Origin of the sequence: Jiangella alba, from assembly GCF_900106035.1 — a bacterium.
GTDB classification, from domain to species: Bacteria; Actinomycetota; Actinomycetes; order Jiangellales; family Jiangellaceae; genus Jiangella; species Jiangella alba.
Map to the genome: position 1 here is coordinate 888,579 of NZ_FNUC01000003.1, position 14,749 is coordinate 903,327.

The 14,749-nt window shown below is 74.0% G+C and carries 17 protein-coding genes and 1 riboswitch; of the genes, 8 read left to right on the plus strand and 9 right to left on the minus strand.

What is annotated here, in order from left to right; genetic code table 11:
• Positions 1–183 precede the first annotated feature (183 nt).
• Positions 184–1,143, plus strand: a complete 960-nt coding sequence (locus tag BLV02_RS06775; protein ID WP_069114583.1) for an NAD(P)/FAD-dependent oxidoreductase — start codon at positions 184–186, stop codon at positions 1,141–1,143.
• Here BLV02_RS06775 and BLV02_RS06780 read toward each other — a convergent pair.
• From BLV02_RS06780 to BLV02_RS06795, 4 genes are all read right to left on the minus strand, one after another.
• Complete coding sequence (locus BLV02_RS06780) at positions 1,110–2,141, minus strand: iron-siderophore ABC transporter substrate-binding protein (protein WP_069114582.1); 1,032 nt, start codon at positions 2,139–2,141, stop codon at positions 1,110–1,112. The two genes, BLV02_RS06775 and BLV02_RS06780, sit on opposite strands and share 34 nt — an antisense overlap.
• Positions 2,142–2,256: 115 nt before the next feature.
• Positions 2,257–2,955, minus strand: coding sequence for a hypothetical protein (locus BLV02_RS06785; RefSeq protein WP_216094550.1), 699 nt, complete (start codon positions 2,953–2,955; stop codon positions 2,257–2,259).
• A 108-nt stretch (positions 2,956–3,063) separates the two neighbouring features.
• Entirely contained in the window at positions 3,064–3,753 is a 690-nt protein-coding gene (locus tag BLV02_RS06790) for a phosphotransferase (protein WP_069114580.1), read from the minus strand.
• Between the two features lie 2 nt (positions 3,754–3,755).
• A complete protein-coding gene (locus BLV02_RS06795; RefSeq protein ID WP_069114579.1) occupies positions 3,756–4,190 on the minus strand; it encodes a TIGR03667 family PPOX class F420-dependent oxidoreductase in 435 nt (144 codons plus the stop codon).
• Between the two features lie 379 nt (positions 4,191–4,569).
• On the opposite strand from BLV02_RS06795, the gene BLV02_RS06800 reads away from it, so the two are divergent.
• On the plus strand, positions 4,570–5,031 hold the full coding sequence (locus BLV02_RS06800; protein ID WP_069114696.1) for a YdeI/OmpD-associated family protein: 462 nt from the start codon (positions 4,570–4,572) through the stop codon (positions 5,029–5,031).
• Positions 5,032–5,604: 573 nt separating this feature from the next.
• Here BLV02_RS06800 and BLV02_RS06805 read toward each other — a convergent pair.
• On the minus strand, positions 5,605–6,297 hold the full coding sequence (locus tag BLV02_RS06805; RefSeq protein WP_069114578.1) for a class I SAM-dependent DNA methyltransferase: 693 nt from the start codon (positions 6,295–6,297) through the stop codon (positions 5,605–5,607).
• Between the two features lie 186 nt (positions 6,298–6,483).
• Here BLV02_RS06805 and BLV02_RS06810 point away from each other — a divergent pair, with 186 nt between their 5' ends.
• Together BLV02_RS06810 and BLV02_RS37960 are read left to right on the plus strand one after the other, a co-directional pair.
• Entirely contained in the window at positions 6,484–6,708 is a 225-nt protein-coding gene (locus tag BLV02_RS06810) for a hypothetical protein (protein ID WP_053204989.1), read from the plus strand.
• A gap of 2 nt (positions 6,709–6,710) precedes the next feature.
• Positions 6,711–7,313: a Clp protease N-terminal domain-containing protein gene (locus BLV02_RS37960; RefSeq protein WP_069114577.1), complete on the plus strand. Its 603-nt coding sequence runs from the start codon at positions 6,711–6,713 to the stop codon at positions 7,311–7,313.
• Positions 7,314–7,407: 94 nt separating this feature from the next.
• Here the strand turns inward: BLV02_RS37960 and BLV02_RS06820 are convergent, their stop codons facing one another.
• Entirely contained in the window at positions 7,408–7,836 is a 429-nt protein-coding gene (locus tag BLV02_RS06820) for a nitroreductase family deazaflavin-dependent oxidoreductase (RefSeq protein ID WP_069114576.1), read from the minus strand.
• On the minus strand, positions 7,833–8,651 hold the full coding sequence (locus BLV02_RS06825) for an alpha/beta fold hydrolase (protein WP_069114575.1): 819 nt from the start codon (positions 8,649–8,651) through the stop codon (positions 7,833–7,835). Before BLV02_RS06825 ends, BLV02_RS06820 begins: the two co-directional genes overlap by 4 nt.
• A 27-nt stretch (positions 8,652–8,678) precedes the next feature.
• Positions 8,679–8,774: riboswitch (TPP riboswitch) on the plus strand.
• Between the two features lie 31 nt (positions 8,775–8,805).
• On the opposite strand from BLV02_RS06825, the gene thiD reads away from it, so the two are divergent.
• The 4 genes from thiD (at position 8,806) to BLV02_RS06845 (ending at position 13,416) form a co-directional block, all read left to right on the plus strand.
• On the plus strand, positions 8,806–9,618 hold the full coding sequence (gene thiD, locus BLV02_RS06830; protein WP_069114574.1) for a bifunctional hydroxymethylpyrimidine kinase/phosphomethylpyrimidine kinase: 813 nt from the start codon (positions 8,806–8,808) through the stop codon (positions 9,616–9,618).
• The gene (locus BLV02_RS06835; protein ID WP_069114573.1) at positions 9,615–10,295 is read left to right on the plus strand and encodes a TenA family protein; all 681 of its coding nucleotides are present in this window, start codon (positions 9,615–9,617) and stop codon (positions 10,293–10,295) included. Before thiD ends, BLV02_RS06835 begins: the two co-directional genes overlap by 4 nt.
• A gap of 135 nt (positions 10,296–10,430) precedes the next feature.
• Positions 10,431–12,020: a phosphoglycerate dehydrogenase gene (gene serA, locus BLV02_RS06840; RefSeq protein WP_069114572.1), complete on the plus strand. Its 1,590-nt coding sequence runs from the start codon at positions 10,431–10,433 to the stop codon at positions 12,018–12,020.
• Between the two features lie 352 nt (positions 12,021–12,372).
• The gene (locus tag BLV02_RS06845; protein WP_069114695.1) at positions 12,373–13,416 is read left to right on the plus strand and encodes a 3-isopropylmalate dehydrogenase; all 1,044 of its coding nucleotides are present in this window, start codon (positions 12,373–12,375) and stop codon (positions 13,414–13,416) included.
• Here BLV02_RS06845 and BLV02_RS06850 read toward each other — a convergent pair.
• Together BLV02_RS06850 and BLV02_RS06855 are read right to left on the minus strand one after the other, a co-directional pair.
• Positions 13,406–13,975, minus strand: a complete 570-nt coding sequence (locus BLV02_RS06850) for a dihydrofolate reductase family protein (RefSeq protein WP_069114571.1) — start codon at positions 13,973–13,975, stop codon at positions 13,406–13,408. The two genes, BLV02_RS06845 and BLV02_RS06850, sit on opposite strands and share 11 nt — an antisense overlap.
• Positions 13,976–14,013: 38 nt before the next feature.
• Positions 14,014–14,601, minus strand: coding sequence for a hypothetical protein (locus tag BLV02_RS06855; RefSeq protein WP_069114570.1), 588 nt, complete (start codon positions 14,599–14,601; stop codon positions 14,014–14,016).
• Positions 14,602–14,749: the final 148 nt, after the last annotated feature.

A 14,749-nucleotide genomic window follows, 5' to 3' on the forward strand; every position in this document is an offset into this window, starting at 1 on the left:
ACGTCGGCTGCACAAAGGCTCGGACGATGAGCGTTCGACGGAGTGGGTTCGACCCTGCCCGCGGACCCGGACGCGGCTCCGGCCGCGTTGCCGGACAGTCTACTCACCGGCCGCCTACTCACTGGCCTTGCCAGATCCGCAACGAACCTTGCCATCCAGGCGGCGCAGGCGCACGCTGGCAATATGACTAATGAGAACCGTTACGACGTAGTAGTGATCGGCGGCGGGCCGGCCGGTCTGAGCGGTGCGCTGACGCTGGCGCGGGCGCGGCGGTCCGTCCTGGTGGTCGACGCCGGTGAGCCGCGCAACGCGCCGGCCGGTGGCGTCCACAACTACCTGGGCCGCGAGGGCGCCGCGCCGGGCGAGCTGTACCGCATCGGCCGGTCCGAGATCGCCGGCTACGGCGGCGAGTTCGTCGACGGCGCGGTGGCCGAGGTGACCGACGCGGCCGGTGACTTCACCGTCCGCCTCGTCAGCGGCGCGACGGTGCGGGCGCGGCGGATCCTGCTGGCCACGGGCGGCGTCGACGAGCTGCCGGACGTGCCCGGCGTGCGCGAGCGGTGGGGGCGCGACGTGCTGCACTGCCCGTACTGCCACGGCTGGGAGGTGCGCGACCGCGCGATCGGCGTGCTGGCGACGTCGGCGGCGTCGGTGCACCACGCGCAGCTGTTCCGGCAGTGGTCCGCCGACGTCACCCTGTTCACCCACACCGCGCCGGCCCTGGACGACGCGCAGCTGGCCGACCTCGCCGGGCGCGGCGTGCGGGTGGTCGAGGGGACGGTCGCGGCGCTGCGGATCGAGTCCGACGAGCTGACTGGCGTCGAGCTCGACAGCGGCCTCGTCGTCCCCGCAGGCGCCGTCGTCGTCGCGCCGAAGCCGGTCGCGCGGGTCGGCATGGTCGCCGGGCTCGGCCTGACCGCCGTCGAGCAGGAGCGCGGCGGCATCATCGCGGGCACCGCCCTCACCGTCGACCCGATGGGCGGCACCTCGGTGCCTGGTGTCTGGGCGGCCGGCAACGTTGCCGATGTGTTCGCCACAGTGATCAAGTCTGCATCGGCCGGTGTTGACGCGGCGGCCATGATCAACATGGATCTCGTCAACAGTGGAATCTACTCACCGGCCGCGGTGGCCGCCGCGAGCTGAGGCAGGTAGTCGTCGAGCATCCACGGGATCGACAGCACCGTCGGCGCGGAGCTGGCGGTCACGTAGTCCTCGCCGGCGATCGGGGCGAACGCGCCCGCCGCGACGGCCGGGAGCTGCGCGTACGCCGGGCTCGCCGCGAACGCGTCGGCCGCCACCTGGTCGTTGAACCAGCCGATGAACACGTCGGCCTCGATGTCGCCCGCCAGTTCCGGCGACACGTAGTAGTACACGCCGTCGCCCTCCGCGTGCTCGTCGACGTACGGGGCGAGCGTCATGCCGAGGTCGGTGAGCAGCCGCACCCGCACGTCGTCGGACGTGTAGAGGGCGAGCTGCGCGCCGTCCTCGGCGCCGTAGGCGAAGGTGGTGCCGGCCAGTTCCGGGAACTCGTCGGTGCGGGTGGCGAGGTACTCCTCGGTCTCGGCGACCAGCTCGCCGGCCTGGGCGGACCGGCCCAGCGCCGCGCCGATGATCGTCGTCTGGTCCTGCCAGGACGTGCTCCACGGCCCGTCCGGGTAGGCGACGGTCGGTGCGATGGCGCTGAGGGTGTCGTACTCCTCCTGCGTGATCCCCGAGTACACGGCCACGATGACGTCGGGCTGCTCCTCGGCGATCGCCTCGTACGGGATCTCTTCGCCGGACGCGTTCGGCAGCAGCGCCGGCAGCTCGGCGTCGCCGAGGTTCTCGCGCACCCACGGCAGCACGCCCTCGTCGTCGCCGCCGTAGTCGAAGAACGGCATCGCCACCGGGACGACCCCGAGCGCCAGCACCGCGTCCTGGTTCGACGGCCCCCAGGTGACCACCCGCTCCGGCGCCTCCTCGAGGGTGGCCGAGCCGAGCGCGTGCTCGATGGTGACGGGGAATCCGTCGCTGCCGGCAGCGTTGGTGTCGTCGCCGCTCCCGCCGTCGTCGCCCGAGGCGTCGTCGTCGGAGCCGCAGCCGGCGAGGGCGGCGCCGAGCAGCAGAGCGAGCAGGAAGGTCGGCAGGCGTCGAGGATTCACCCGGCTAAGTTAGCTCAGGCAAACCTAACCTCGCATCTTCGGGTCCGGCGCGCACCGGTTCCGCGCAGCGTTCACCGGCCCCGAACCGCCGAGTCCGGGGCCGGTGCTCGTCAGCTCAGGCGCTGACCGTGCCCGTGAGCCGGCAGGCGTCGGCCCAGCGAGCGGGGTCGGCGGTGCCGCGCGGCTCGACCAGCCGGGCGCAGTCGGCGATGGTCAGCTCGAGCAGGTGGTGCAGCAGCGCGTCGGGGTCGGTGACGCAGGCGTTGGCGACGCCCTCGACGGCGCAGCGGACGGCCGTCGGCGCCGCGTAGCGCTGGAACCCCTTCATGGTGGTCTGCTCGCCCTCGGCGAAGTCGTAGGCCCACCGGGCCGCGACCGGGACCTTGGCCAGCGCGTCGCGGCTGCGCTCGGTGAGCGTGCCGGCCGGCCGGTGGTCGAGGTCGTCGAGGATGCGCTCGGCCGACAGCAGCGCGACCGCCAGCACCCGCTGACGTTCCGCCGACGCCACCGGCAGAGCCGTCTGGGCGACCCGGAGCGTGATGTGGACGTCCATGCGCGGGTCGTCGGAGTCGACCCCGATGACCATGGGGACCAGCGGGGCAAGTTGCGGCCGGCGCTCGTCGGAGATGGCGTCGTTCACCAGCCGGGCGACCGCGGCCAGCAGCGGATGCGTGCAGGACGGGTGGTCGCTCCATCGCTCGCCGGCGAGGTAGGACGCGAATTCCATGAAGCACGCGCCCTTGCGTGCGTTGCGGTGTTTGCCCTTCGAGAGCACCGGCAGCATGCCTGGTGCGTCGTTGTGGAGACCGGACATGGATGCACCCCGAGAGTCTTCGGCGGGTTGTGTGCTCACCATCTTGCTCCTGTTCACGCCGGGATTCCACTGCTTTGCCCCGTGCTTTTCGCCCGGCGGGCGGGCGCGTCAGGAGGTGCGCCGGGCCTCCTCGGCGACGAGCGCGGCGGCCGCCGCGAGCCGCTCGCGTTCGGTCGTCGTGAGTTGCGGATCGGCGCCGCGGCGGGCCGTCGCCGCCGCGAGGTGATCGAGCGGCGTGCCGCCGGCGGCGGCCAGGAACGGTCCGATCAGCGCCGCCGCGACGGGTGCCAGCACGGCGTCCGTCCCCACGCTGACCTGCGCCAGGATCAGCGCCGAGTACACGACGTCGAGGTCGGCGGGGCCGTCGGTGGCGTTACGCCAGTCGATCAGCACCGGCCCGTCCGGCGTCAGGACCACGTTGTCGGGGTGCAGGTCGAGGTGGACGACGGTGCCGGCGGCCGGCCCGGCGGGGCGTGGGTGACCGGACGGCGGGACGGCGTGCAGGCGGTGGTGCAGCCCGGCCAGGATCGTGGCGGCGCCGGCGGCCGTGCGCTCGCCGTCGAGCAGGGCCTGGAGCAGCGTCGGACCGGCGAGATGGTCGAGGACGAGGTCCGGACCAGTGGCCTCGTGGACGGCCGGCGCTGGGAAGCCGTGGGCGCGGACGTGCGTCATGACGGCCGCCTCGGACGCCGCGGATGCGCCGTCGCGGTAACGGCGCAGCACCCGCCCGCCGTCGATCGCGTAGACGTCGGCGGTGCGGCCGGCGCCCACCAGCGCCAGGCCGGTCACGTCCGTCATGCTCAGTAGCCGCGGACGTGGTCGACGTGGACGACGGCCGCGGCCGAGTACTGGTGGGAGAACGCCTCGGCGCTGCCGCTGACGCGGGCCATGTCGGGCCCGTACTTGGCGACGTACTCGGGCGACTCGTGCGCCGGCGGGACGTCGTCGCGGAACTCCACCCGCCCCGTCAGCACGACGACGTCGTCGCCGGCGGCGTCGCTGTTCAGGTGCAGCGCGACCCGCGGCCGCTCGTCCAGCCAGTCGAGCCGCCTGGCGTGCCGGTCGTTGTAGATGACGACGTCGTCGCCGACGCGGGCGAACCACACCGGGTTCGGCTGCGGCGTCCCACTCGGCGCGACGACCGTGAGCCAGATGACGCGGTCGTCGCGCAGGCGGTCGTGCACGCGCCGGCCGAACGCGGTGTCGGTGGCGGGGAAGGGGCTGGCGTCGGTCATGGATCGAGGGTAGGCGGGCGCACCCGGCGGGGTGGGCGCGCTGGTGGGGTTCGGCGTGGCCGGTGCGGCGGGGCGGGCGTGCGCGGCCGGGTGGGGCGGGGCGTGTTGGTGGGGCGGGGGCGTGCTGGTGGGGCGGGGGCGTGCTGGCGGGGCGGGGCGTGTTGGTGGGGCGGGGCGTGTTGGTGGGGCCGGACGTGCAGGCGGGCGCGGGGTAGGTAGGCGTGGCGGTGGGGTGGGAAGGGCGGGGTGGCGCGGCCGGGCGGGGCGGGGCGTGCTGGTGGGGCCGGCGGTGGCTGGGGTGGCGGCGGCGTGGCGTGGAGGCGTGGAGGCGTGGCGGCGGGGCTGGGCCGGTCGGCGCGGCTGGGCGCACAATGGCGGCATGGCGACGGCGGAGTTCGACGCGCTCCTCATCGGCGACGACGGGCCGGGCTGCGGCTTCGCGCTGCCGTTCGACCCGAAGGTGGCGTACGGCAAGGCGCGGGCGCCGGTCCTGGTGTCCGTCAACGGCACGCCGCCCTTCCGCACCACGGTCGCCGTCTATGGGGGCGCCGGCTGGATCGGCCTGCGCAAGGCCCAGCGCGCCGACCTCGGCGTCGACGTGGGCGACACGGTGCACGTGGTGATCGAGCCGGACGACCAGCCGCGCGTCGTCGACGTGCCGCGCGAGTTGAGCGCGGCGCTCGCTGCCGACCCCGCGGCGCTGCGTGCCTACGAGTCGATGTCGTTCTCGCACCGCAAGCGGTACGCCGACTGGATCGCCGAGGGCCGGAAGCAGCAAACCCGCGACGAACGGGCGGCCAAAGCGGTCCGCATGATCACCGAGGGCGACCGCACGCCCTGAACCGGCGCTCCGGGTAAGACATAGCGACGGGGCGGCGGCGCGGCAGGGTGGTGCCGGTGGCGCGCGGTCAGGCTCCGGTGGCGTGCGGCTACGCCCGGCGGCGCGCGGCCGTGCGTGGGTGCCTCCTGCGCCGCAATGGGCAGGCCCTGGCGGCGTGCGGGTACGTCCGACAGGCTCCCGGCGGCGTGCGGCTGGCGCACGGAGGGGCCCAGTGGCATACGGCCACGCCTGAGCGATCTCCGGCATCGTCGGGTGTGGCGGGCCGGCGGCGGCGTGCTGTGGCTCCGGTGGCGTGCGAGTGCGCCCGGTGGCGCGCGGCCGCGCGTGGGCGACCTCCCGCGTGGCCGGGTGGCGGGTCGGTGCCCGCGTGCGGTGGGTTCCGGCGGTGCCCTGGTACGCGAGGACTGGCGCAGCGCCGGTCGCGGCCCGGGAGCGGCGAACGTGGCCGGGTGGTGGGCGCGTGCGGGCTCCCGGTGGCGGCGGACAGCGTGCGGGGCTGCCGGTGGGGCGCGGGGGCTGCCGGCGGCGCGCGGGCAGCCTCCGGCGGCGGCGTCGGGGCGGGGGTGGGGTGCATCAGGGCGTCTCCTCCTCGGAATCGGCTGCGGTGCTGGCGATGAGGTAGGCCTGCGGCCGCTTCTCGTCCTGCCGCGGCGCCCGGACCAGGCGCGCGTCGACGGTGAAGGAGGTGGTGGTGAGGAGGTCGGCGATGTGGTCGGGCGGCAGCCGATACGCGTCGACGTCGACGGGGTGGCCGTAGGCGTGGTCGACGCGGACGCGTTCGTCGCCCACCTGGAAGGCGAGCAGCAGGCGACCGCCGGGACGGAGGACGCGGCGGAACTCGGCGAAGACGCCGGGAAGCAGCTCGGGCGGGGTGTGGATGATGGAGTACCACGCGACCAGGCCGGCGAGTCCGCCGCCGGGGAGGTCGAGGGCGATCATGGAGCCGACCGAGAACGGGATGCCGGGGTGGGCGGCCCGGGCGACGTCGATCATGGCGGGGGACAGATCGATGCCGGCGATGTCGAGACCGCGGTCGCGCAGATAACCCGTGATGCGCCCCGGCCCGCACCCGACCTCGACCACCGGCCCGGCGGCCCCGGAACCGGAACCGGCCTCGGAACCGGCCCCGACCAACGACGCGAAGGCGTCGAGCATCGCGCGGTCGAACGGCTCGGTGGCGAGGTGGCCACCGAGCGCCTCGGCGTACGCCGCGGCGACGGTGTCGTAGGCGGCGCGGGTGGCGGTGACGAAGTCGGGTTCGATCATGGTCGGGACGGTACCGGCCGGGTCCGACAATCTCGGGCGCACGCCCGAAGCGACCGGCCCCGCCGCGACCGGCTCGGCGCCGCCGCGACCGGCTCCGGCGCCGCCGCGTCGGGGGCCGAGCGCGCAACGAGAACCAAGCGTCAACGAAAGTTGACACTACCCACGTTGTCAGCTTATGTTGACAGCATGACCGGATCGGAAGCACGAGAGGCGGTCGACGCCGCGGCGGGGGCCGTCGACCCGGACCCGAGGGTCGGGTTGCGGGCGGTCGCGGCGCTGCGCCGGCTGGTGGAGCGGCTCGAGGCGCTGCAGGTCGAGAGCGCCCGCCGCCAGGGCTGGTCCTGGGAGGAGATCGGGGCCGCCCTCGGCGTCAGCAGGCAGGCCGTGCACAAGAAGCACACGAGGAGGTAGCGATGTTCGAGCGGTTCACCCTGGAGGCCCGGCACGCCGTGATCGGGGCGCAGGAGGAGGCCCGCGACCTGCGGCACGGCTGGATCGGCACCGAGCACGTCCTGCTGGCGCTGCTGGCCACGCCCGACGCGCCGGGGGTGGCGACGTTGACGCGGCTGGGGGTGACGGCGGAGCGGGGCCGCGACGCGGTGGTGGCGGTCGACGGCGGCGGGGCGCCGCTGGGCGACGAGGACACCGAGGCGTTGAAGACGTTCGGCATCGACCTCGACGAGGTGCGGCGGCGGGCCGAGGAGGCGTTCGGCGAGGGCGCGCTGGACGCGCCGCTGGAGTCCGGCCGTGGCAAGCGGTTCGGCGTGTTCCGCCGCGGCAAGCAGCCCGACGGCCGCCTGGGCCACATCCCGTTCGCGCCGCGGGCGAAGAAGGCGCTGGAGCTGTCGCTGCGCGAGGCCATCGCCCGCAAGGACGGCTCCATCGGGACGCAGCACATCCTGCTCGGCCTGCTGCGCAGCGACGACCAGCAGACGCTGGCGGTGTTCGAGCGGCTCGGCATCCAGCCGCGTGTGGTCCGCGAGCAGGTCCTCGCCGACCTGAGCGAGGCGGCCTGAGCGAGGCGGCCTGAGCGCGGCGGCCTGAGCGAGGCGGCCTGAGCGAGGCGGCCTGAGCGCGGCGGCCTGAGCGCGGCGGCCTGAAGCCGCCCCGTCAGGCCTCGACGAGCCGGAAGACGGGGTGCCGGCCGGCCTCGGCGGCGAACGCGGCGGGCGGATCGGCCGGGCGGGCGTCGAAGTACGGACGGGTGACCGGTTCGGCCCGCGCGTACGCCTTCAGCACCGGGCCGGCTTCGTCGGGCTCGCACTCGACGAGCGAGAACGCGCCGTGCCAGCGCCCGCGGCGCAGCGTCACCTCGCCGGCCGCGCGGGCGTTGAGCACCCAGTCGACCGCGCCGTACGGCGCGACGAGGTAGCGGCTGCCGTCGTGCGTCATGACGCGCACCGGCGTGCTGCGCGGCCGTCCCGTCGTCCGCCCGCGCACGGTGAGCAGGGCGTACGGCGGCACCAGCCCGGCCTTCAGCGCGGGCCCGAACAGCGCGTTGCCGAGCCGGCGGAGCGGCGTCGTCCGGTACGTCTTCACCGCTGGGAGTCCAGCCAACGCTGCAGCAGCGCGGTCAGCGCGACCGGCGCGTCCAGCTGGACGAGGTGCCCGGCGCCCTCGATCAGCTCCAGCCGGGCGCCGGGGACGAGGGCGGCGAGCCGGTGGGCGCGGTCGACGGGGATCCAGGTGTCGCCGGTGCCCCACGCGACCAGCGTCGGCACGGCGATCGTCGGGTACAGCGGCTCGATCTCGTCGGTGTGCGCCTGGTCGGCGGCCGCGATCTGCCGGTAGAACGCCCGCTGCCCCTCGGCCCCGAGCCAAGGCGTGGTCAGCATGGACAGTTGCGCCGCCGTCAGCTCACCCGCCGCCGCGCCCGCGACGTACACGCGCAGCAGCGCCTCGTGCATCGCCGCCGGCAGCGCCTCGAAGACGGACGGATGAGAGCCCACCAGCCGGTAGAACGGCGACCCCCACGGGGCCAGCGCGACGACGTCGATCAGGGCGAGCGACGCGATGGGCGCGCCGTGCAGCAGGTGCGCCCGCAGCCCGACCGCGCCGCCGATGTCGTGCGTCACCAGGTGCGGCGGCGGGCCGCCCCACAACCGCAGCAGGTCGGCCAGCAGCTCGCCCTGGACCGCCAGCGAGACGTCGTGCCCGTCGTCCTTCGACGAGCGTCCGTACCCGGGCATGTCCCAGAGGTGGACGGTGTACTGGCTGCTCAGTGCGTCGGCGTACGGCTCCCAGAGCGCGGACGACCACGGCGTGCCGTGGCAGAGGACGAGCGGGGGACCCGAACCGCGCCGGCTCCAGCGGACCCGGCGGCCGCGCCAGGAGTACTCCTCGTGCGTTTCCATCCCGGACGAGTCTAGGATCGGGGACGTACCGATCGGCCGGGGTGCTCCCGCGTGGGGCTGAGAACACACCCGCCGAACCTGATCCGGGTCATGCCGGCGCAGGGAGACCGACGGTGGTGGTGTCGGCGCTCCCTTCCCCGGCGGAAGGAGCTGCATGACACCCACGATCCTCACCGTGGCGGGGTCCGACCCGTCCGGCGGTGCGGGCATCCAGGCCGACCTCAAGACGTTCTCGGCGCTCGGTGCGTACGGCGGGGCCGTCCTCACGGCGCTGACGGCGCAGAACACCCGCGGCGTCACCGGGGTCCTCCCGGTGCCGGCGAGCTTCGTCACCGAGCAGTTGGACGCGCTCTTCGCCGACCTCGACGTCGCCGCGGTGAAGGTCGGCATGCTGGGCGGCGCCGACGTCGTCGAGGCGGTGGCCGACGCCGCCCGGCGCCACGGCATCCGGCGCCTCGTCGTCGACCCCGTCATGGTCGCGACGTCGGGCGACCGGCTGGTCGACGACGCGACGGTCGAGGCCATCCGCGACCGGCTGCTGCCGCTGGCCGACGTCGTCACGCCGAACCTGCCCGAGACCGCCGCGCTGCTCGGCGTGCCCGCCGTCGCGCCCGAGGAGGCCGCCGACGCGGCGGCGGAGCTGCACGCCAAGGGGCCGGCGGCGCTGGTCAAGGGCGGGCACGCGGCCGGGCCCGACGCCGTCGACGTGCTGGCCGACGACGACGGCCTGCTGGAGCTGCGCGAGCGCCGGGTCGAGACGGCCAACACGCACGGCACCGGCTGCACGCTGTCGTCGGCCATCGCCGCCGGCCTGGGACACGGGCGGCTGCTGCGCGACGCCGTCCGCGACGCCAAGACCTACCTCACCGAGGCGCTGCGCGCCGCCGACCAACTGCACGTCGGCACCGGTCACGGGCCGGTGCACCACTTCCACGCCTGGTGGACTCCGGAAGGGACCCCCGCATGAGCTTCTCCGCCGACGCCTGGGCCGCCGCCGCGCCCTGGTACGACGCCATCCGCGCGCACCCGTTCGTCACCGGCCTCGCCGACGGGACGCTGGAGCGCAAGACGTTCCTGCGCTACATCGCCGACGACGCGCACTACCTGTCCCGCTACGCCCGGGCGCTGGCCACCACGGCGGCGCGCTGGCCCGAGCCCGAGCAGGCCGCCGTCATCGCCCGGTTCGCCGCCGGCGCCGTCGACGCGGAACGGCAGCTGCACGAGGCGCTCTTCGCCGAGGCGGGAGCGGACCTGAGCGACGCCGTCGGCGCGGTGGAGCCGACGCCGACCTGCCTCGCCTACGTCCACACCCTGCAGGCCGACGCCACCATGGCGCCCGCCGGGGTCGCGCTGGCCGGGCTGCTGCCGTGCTTCCGCGTCTACACCGAGGTCGGCCGCGAGCTGGTGACCGTCCTGTCCGCCGGCGAGGGCGACGCGCATCCGTACGAGGCGTGGCTGCGCACCTACGGCGACCCCGCGTTCGAGGCCGACACCCGGCGGGCCGAGTCGTTCGCCGACGAACAGGCCGAGCGGCACCCGGGCACCGTCGCGGCCATGCACGAGTCGTACGCACGGGCCACCCGGTTCGAGTGGATGTTCTGGGACGCCGCCTGGCGTGGCGAGACGTGGCCGGATCCCGCGTAATCTGGACGAAACGAACCGGCCACCTTACGACAGCCGGGTGCGCTCTGGGTTTACGTGGCGTTACACTCGGTCGCACCCGGGCCCAGTGTCGCGCTCGTCACACCACGCCCGACACACCCGGAGGTCTAGTCCACCGTGACCAAGCCCGTCGTACTCATCGCCGAAGAGCTCTCGCCCGCCACCGTCGACGCGCTCGGGCCCGACTTCGAGATCCGCAAGGTCGACGGCGCCGACCGCGCGGCCCTGCTGCCGGCCATCGTCGACGTCGACGCCATCCTGGTCCGCTCGGCCACCAAGGTCGACGCCGAGGCCATCGCGGTGGCGAAGCAGCTCAAGGTCATCGCCCGGGCCGGCGTCGGCCTCGACAACGTCGACGTGAAGGCCGCCACGCAGGCCGGCGTCATGGTCGTCAACGCGCCCACCTCCAACATCACCAGCGCCGCCGAGCTGGCCATCGGCCTGCTGCTGGCCACCGCCCGCAACATCGCCCCGGCCGACAAGGCGCTCAAGGGCGGCGAGTGGAAGCGCAGCAAGTACTCCGGCGTCGAGCTGTACGAGAAGACGGTCGGCATCGTGGGCCTCGGCCGCATCGGCGTCCTGGTCGCGCAGCGGCTGTCGTCGTTCGGCATGAACGTCATCGCGTACGACCCCTACGTGCCGGCCGCCCGCGCCGCGCAGATGGGCGTGCGCAGCGTGTCGCTCGACCAGCTGCTCGAGGAGAGCGACTTCATCACCGTCCACCTGCCCAAGACGCCCGAGACCGTCGGCCTCATCGGCGAGCAGGCGCTGCGCAAGGTGAAGCCGACGGTGCGGGTCATCAACGCCGCGCGCGGCGGCATCGTCGACGAGCACGCGCTCGCCCTGGCGCTCAAGGAGGGCCGGGTCGCCGGTGCCGGCATCGACGTGTTCGCGTCCGAGCCGACCACCGAGTCGCCGCTGTTCGACTTCGAGTCGGTCGTCGTCACGCCGCACCTCGGCGCGTCCACCGACGAGGCGCAGGAGAAGGCGGGCGTGTCGGTGGCGCGCTCGGTCCGGCTGGCCCTCGCCGGCGAGCTGGTGCCCGACGCCGTCAACGTCAAGGGCGGCGCCATCGCCGAGGACGTCCGGCCCGGCATCCCGCTGGCCGAGAAGCTCGGCCGCATCTTCACCGCGCTGGCCGCCGGCGTCGCGACGCAGCTCGACGTCGAGGTGCGCGGCGAGATCACCGCGCACGACGTGAAGATCCTCGAGCTGGCCGCGCTGAAGGGGGTCTTCGCCGACGTCGTCGAGGACCCGGTCTCCTACGTCAACGCGCCGCTCATCGCCGCCGACCGCGGTGTCGAGGTCCGGCTGGTCACCGACGAGGAGTCGGCCGACTACCGCAACCTCGTCACGCTGCGCGGCGTGCTGGCCGACGGCCGCACGGTGTCGGTGTCGGGCACGCTGTCCGGGCCGAAGCACGTCGAGAAGATCGTCGAGGTGCTGGGCTACGACATCGAGGTGGTGCCGGCCGAGCACATGGCGTTCCTGCGCTACACCGACCGCCCCGGCATCGTCGGCACCGTCGGGCGCGTGCTCGGCGAGGCCGACGTCAACATCGCCGGTATGCAGGTCAGCCGCACCGGCAAGGGCGGCCAGGCGCTCGTCGCCATGACCGTCGACCAGGCCGTCCCCGGCCAGGTGCTCGACGACATCGTCGCCGCCATCGGCGCCGAGTGGGGCCGCACCGTCGACCTCGACGGCTGACCTCCGACGCACGCTCCGAACTCCCGTCGCGCCCACCAGTGGCGCGGCGGGAGTTCGTGCGTGTGGGTCTCGAATCGTGAGATGTGCCGCCATTCCGCGAGACGAACCGCTAAGCGCTCCATATGCTAGGACGACCGAGTACATCAGTGGAGAGCGCCATGACCGAAGAACAGCAGCAGGCTCTGGAGGCCCGGCACGCGTTGCAGGAGGCCATCGACCGTCGCGACAACGGCGGCGAGTACGGCCGGAGTGAGCTCTCCATCACCAGTCGCTGACCAGCGCCGACGCGGCCCGCGTCCGAATCGCGGGACGCAGGTGCCATCATGTGGACGACGGTCGTACGGTGTGGGCCATGTCGCGCAGTCTCAACCTGGCAGTCATCCCGGGTGACGGAATCGGTACCGAGGTCGTCACCGAGGGCCTGAAGGTGCTCGACGCCGTGCTGGCGGGCACCGACGTCAAGGTGGGCGCCACCACCTACGACCTCGGCGCCAAGCGCTGGCACGCCACCGGTGAGACGCTGCCCGACACCGTGCTCGAGGAGCTGCGCGGGCACGACGCCATCCTGCTCGGCGCCGTGGGCGACCCGGACGTGCCGAGCGGCGTGCTGGAGCGCGGGCTGCTGCTCAGGCTGCGCTTCGAGCTCGACCACTACGTGAACCTGCGCCCGTCCCGCCTGTTCCCGGGCGTCGCCACCCCGCTGAGCAGCCCCGGCGAGGTCGACTTCGTCGTCGTCCGCGAGGGGACCGAGGGGCCGTACGTCGGCAACGGCGGCGCGCTGCGCGTCGGCACCCCGCAGGAGGTCGCCAACGAGGTCAGCGTCAACACCGCGTTCGGCGTCGAGCGGGTCGTGCGCGACGCGTTCGCCCGCGCCCAGGCCCGGCCGCGCCGGAAGCTCACCTACGTGCACAAGCACAACGTGCTGGTGCACGCCGGCCACCTGTGGCGCCGGACGGTCGAGCGGGTCGGCCAGGAGTACCCCGACGTCGCCGTCGACTACCTGCACGTCGACGCCGCCACGATCTTCTTCGTCACCGACCCCGGCCGGTTCGACGTCATCGTCACCGACAACCTGTTCGGCGACATCCTCACCGACCTCGCGGCCGCCATCACCGGCGGCATCGGGCTCGCGGCCAGCGGCAACGTCAACCCCGACCGCACCGCGCCGTCGATGTTCGAGCCGGTGCACGGCTCCGCGCCCGACATCGCCGGCCAGGGCGTCGCCGACCCGACGGCCACGGTGCTGTCGGTGGGCCTGCTGCTCGACCACCTCGGGCTGTCCGAGCAGGCCGGCCGCATCGTCGACGCCGTGGCGGCGGACCTGAGCGAGCGGGGGACGGCGGCGCGCCGCACGGCCGAGGTCGGCGACGCGCTCGCCGCCCGCGTCACGGGCTGACGCCGCCCGTGGCGTAGAGCGCCTCGACACTGCCGGAGGGGTACGACTTCGCGCTGCGCAGCGTGAGGTCCTGGCGCGCGGCGAGGTCGGCGAACATCGAGCTGCCGCGGCCGAGGACCACCGGGCTGACCTTGAGCCAGTACTCGTCGACGAGACCGGCCGCGGCCAGCGCGCGCAGGGTCTTGACGCCGCCGAACGCCACGATCGCCGCGCCGGAGACGTCCTTGAGCCGGCGGACCCGGTCGGCGCCGTCGCCCGCGGCCAGCCGCGAGTTGGGCCAGACGCTGACGTCGAAGCTCTCGTCGGTCGACAGCACGACCTTCGGGGTCGCGTTCAGCCAGGCGGCCATGGGGCTGTCGACCTCGGTCCAGTACGCCTCCATGTCGAGGAAGGTCTGGCGGCCGACGAGGATGGTGTCGGCGGTCGTGCGGAACCGTCCGGCCAGGTCGTTCTCGAGCTCGGGGTCGTCGGCGATGAAGTCGAGCGAAGCGAGGTCGTCGTACGGTCCCGCCATGTAGCCGTCGACGGTGACGTTGCACGACACGATCAGGGAACGCATGGGTGTCTCCTCGGGGTGGTGTGCTCGGCTCCAGCGTGCTACAGCAGAAGCAGGAGCTGAACGGCCAATAGGACGTCGATCACGCCGCACCACTCGGCGAACGAGCGCGCCACCACCGCGTCGCGCGCGAGGTGGACGAAGTCCCACACGCCGTGCAGGAACCAGCCGGCCGCCACCACGACGACGCCGAGACTGGGACGCGTCGCGAGCAGCGCCAGCCCGGCGATCGTCAGCGCGCCGAACCCGGCCACGCCGAGCGCCTGCACGCGCAGGCACCCGTCCCGGCGCAGCTGGCCGTCGGCCACGCTCCAGACCAGCACGGCGAGCGCCAGCGTCGACAGCACGACGGCGGGCGAGGGGAGGTCGAGGGCGCGTGCGGCCACGACGACCGCGATGGCCGACACGACCACCGGCCAGGTCGCGCGCCGCCGTCCCAGCTTGGCGACGGTCAGGTAGGCCAGCGGCAGCATCATCAGGGCGTTGCCCAGGCTGCCGGCGAGGGCGCCGGCGGCCGGCGCGCCGCCGAGGAAGCCCGGGATCGAGATGGCGACGGCGAGCGCCGTGGGCCACCGTGCCAGGACGCGCCGCAGCACGCCGTTCTCCGGTGCGATCAGGTCGGTGTTCATGCGGCCACCCTGCCGCGACGGCCGCGCAAGGCGGCCGTGCACATGTCACCGGTCGACGGTGCGAATCGCTCGGCGCCGGCGGCCGGCCGGGATCCCCGCCGTGACGACCGGCTCTCGATCTTGACACCCCTTGTCACAGCCACTTGTA

What these genes read in the sequence shown, in the direction of transcription:
- BLV02_RS06810 (WP_053204989.1), top strand. Translation starts at nt 6,484, where the DNA reads ATGACCGGATCGGAAGCACGAGAGGCGGTCGACGCCGCGGCGGGGGCC.
- BLV02_RS06795 (WP_069114579.1), bottom strand. Translation starts at nt 4,190, where the DNA reads ATGACCGACGCCAGCCCCTTCCCCGCCACCGACACCGCGTTCGGCCGG.
- BLV02_RS06825 (WP_069114575.1), bottom strand. Translation starts at nt 8,651, where the DNA reads ATGGAAACGCACGAGGAGTACTCCTGGCGCGGCCGCCGGGTCCGCTGG.
- BLV02_RS06775 (WP_069114583.1), top strand. Translation starts at nt 184, where the DNA reads ATGACTAATGAGAACCGTTACGACGTAGTAGTGATCGGCGGCGGGCCG.
- BLV02_RS06800 (WP_069114696.1), top strand. Translation starts at nt 4,570, where the DNA reads ATGGCGACGGCGGAGTTCGACGCGCTCCTCATCGGCGACGACGGGCCG.
- BLV02_RS06845 (WP_069114695.1), top strand. Translation starts at nt 12,373, where the DNA reads ATGTCGCGCAGTCTCAACCTGGCAGTCATCCCGGGTGACGGAATCGGT.
- BLV02_RS06790 (WP_069114580.1), bottom strand. Translation starts at nt 3,753, where the DNA reads ATGACGGACGTGACCGGCCTGGCGCTGGTGGGCGCCGGCCGCACCGCC.
- BLV02_RS06850 (WP_069114571.1), bottom strand. Translation starts at nt 13,975, where the DNA reads ATGCGTTCCCTGATCGTGTCGTGCAACGTCACCGTCGACGGCTACATG.
- BLV02_RS06835 (WP_069114573.1), top strand. Translation starts at nt 9,615, where the DNA reads ATGAGCTTCTCCGCCGACGCCTGGGCCGCCGCCGCGCCCTGGTACGAC.
- BLV02_RS06805 (WP_069114578.1), bottom strand. Translation starts at nt 6,297, where the DNA reads ATGATCGAACCCGACTTCGTCACCGCCACCCGCGCCGCCTACGACACC.
- BLV02_RS06785 (WP_216094550.1), bottom strand. Translation starts at nt 2,955, where the DNA reads ATGTCCGGTCTCCACAACGACGCACCAGGCATGCTGCCGGTGCTCTCG.
- BLV02_RS37960 (WP_069114577.1), top strand. Translation starts at nt 6,711, where the DNA reads ATGTTCGAGCGGTTCACCCTGGAGGCCCGGCACGCCGTGATCGGGGCG.
- thiD (WP_069114574.1), top strand. Translation starts at nt 8,806, where the DNA reads ATGACACCCACGATCCTCACCGTGGCGGGGTCCGACCCGTCCGGCGGT.
- BLV02_RS06855 (WP_069114570.1), bottom strand. Translation starts at nt 14,601, where the DNA reads ATGAACACCGACCTGATCGCACCGGAGAACGGCGTGCTGCGGCGCGTC.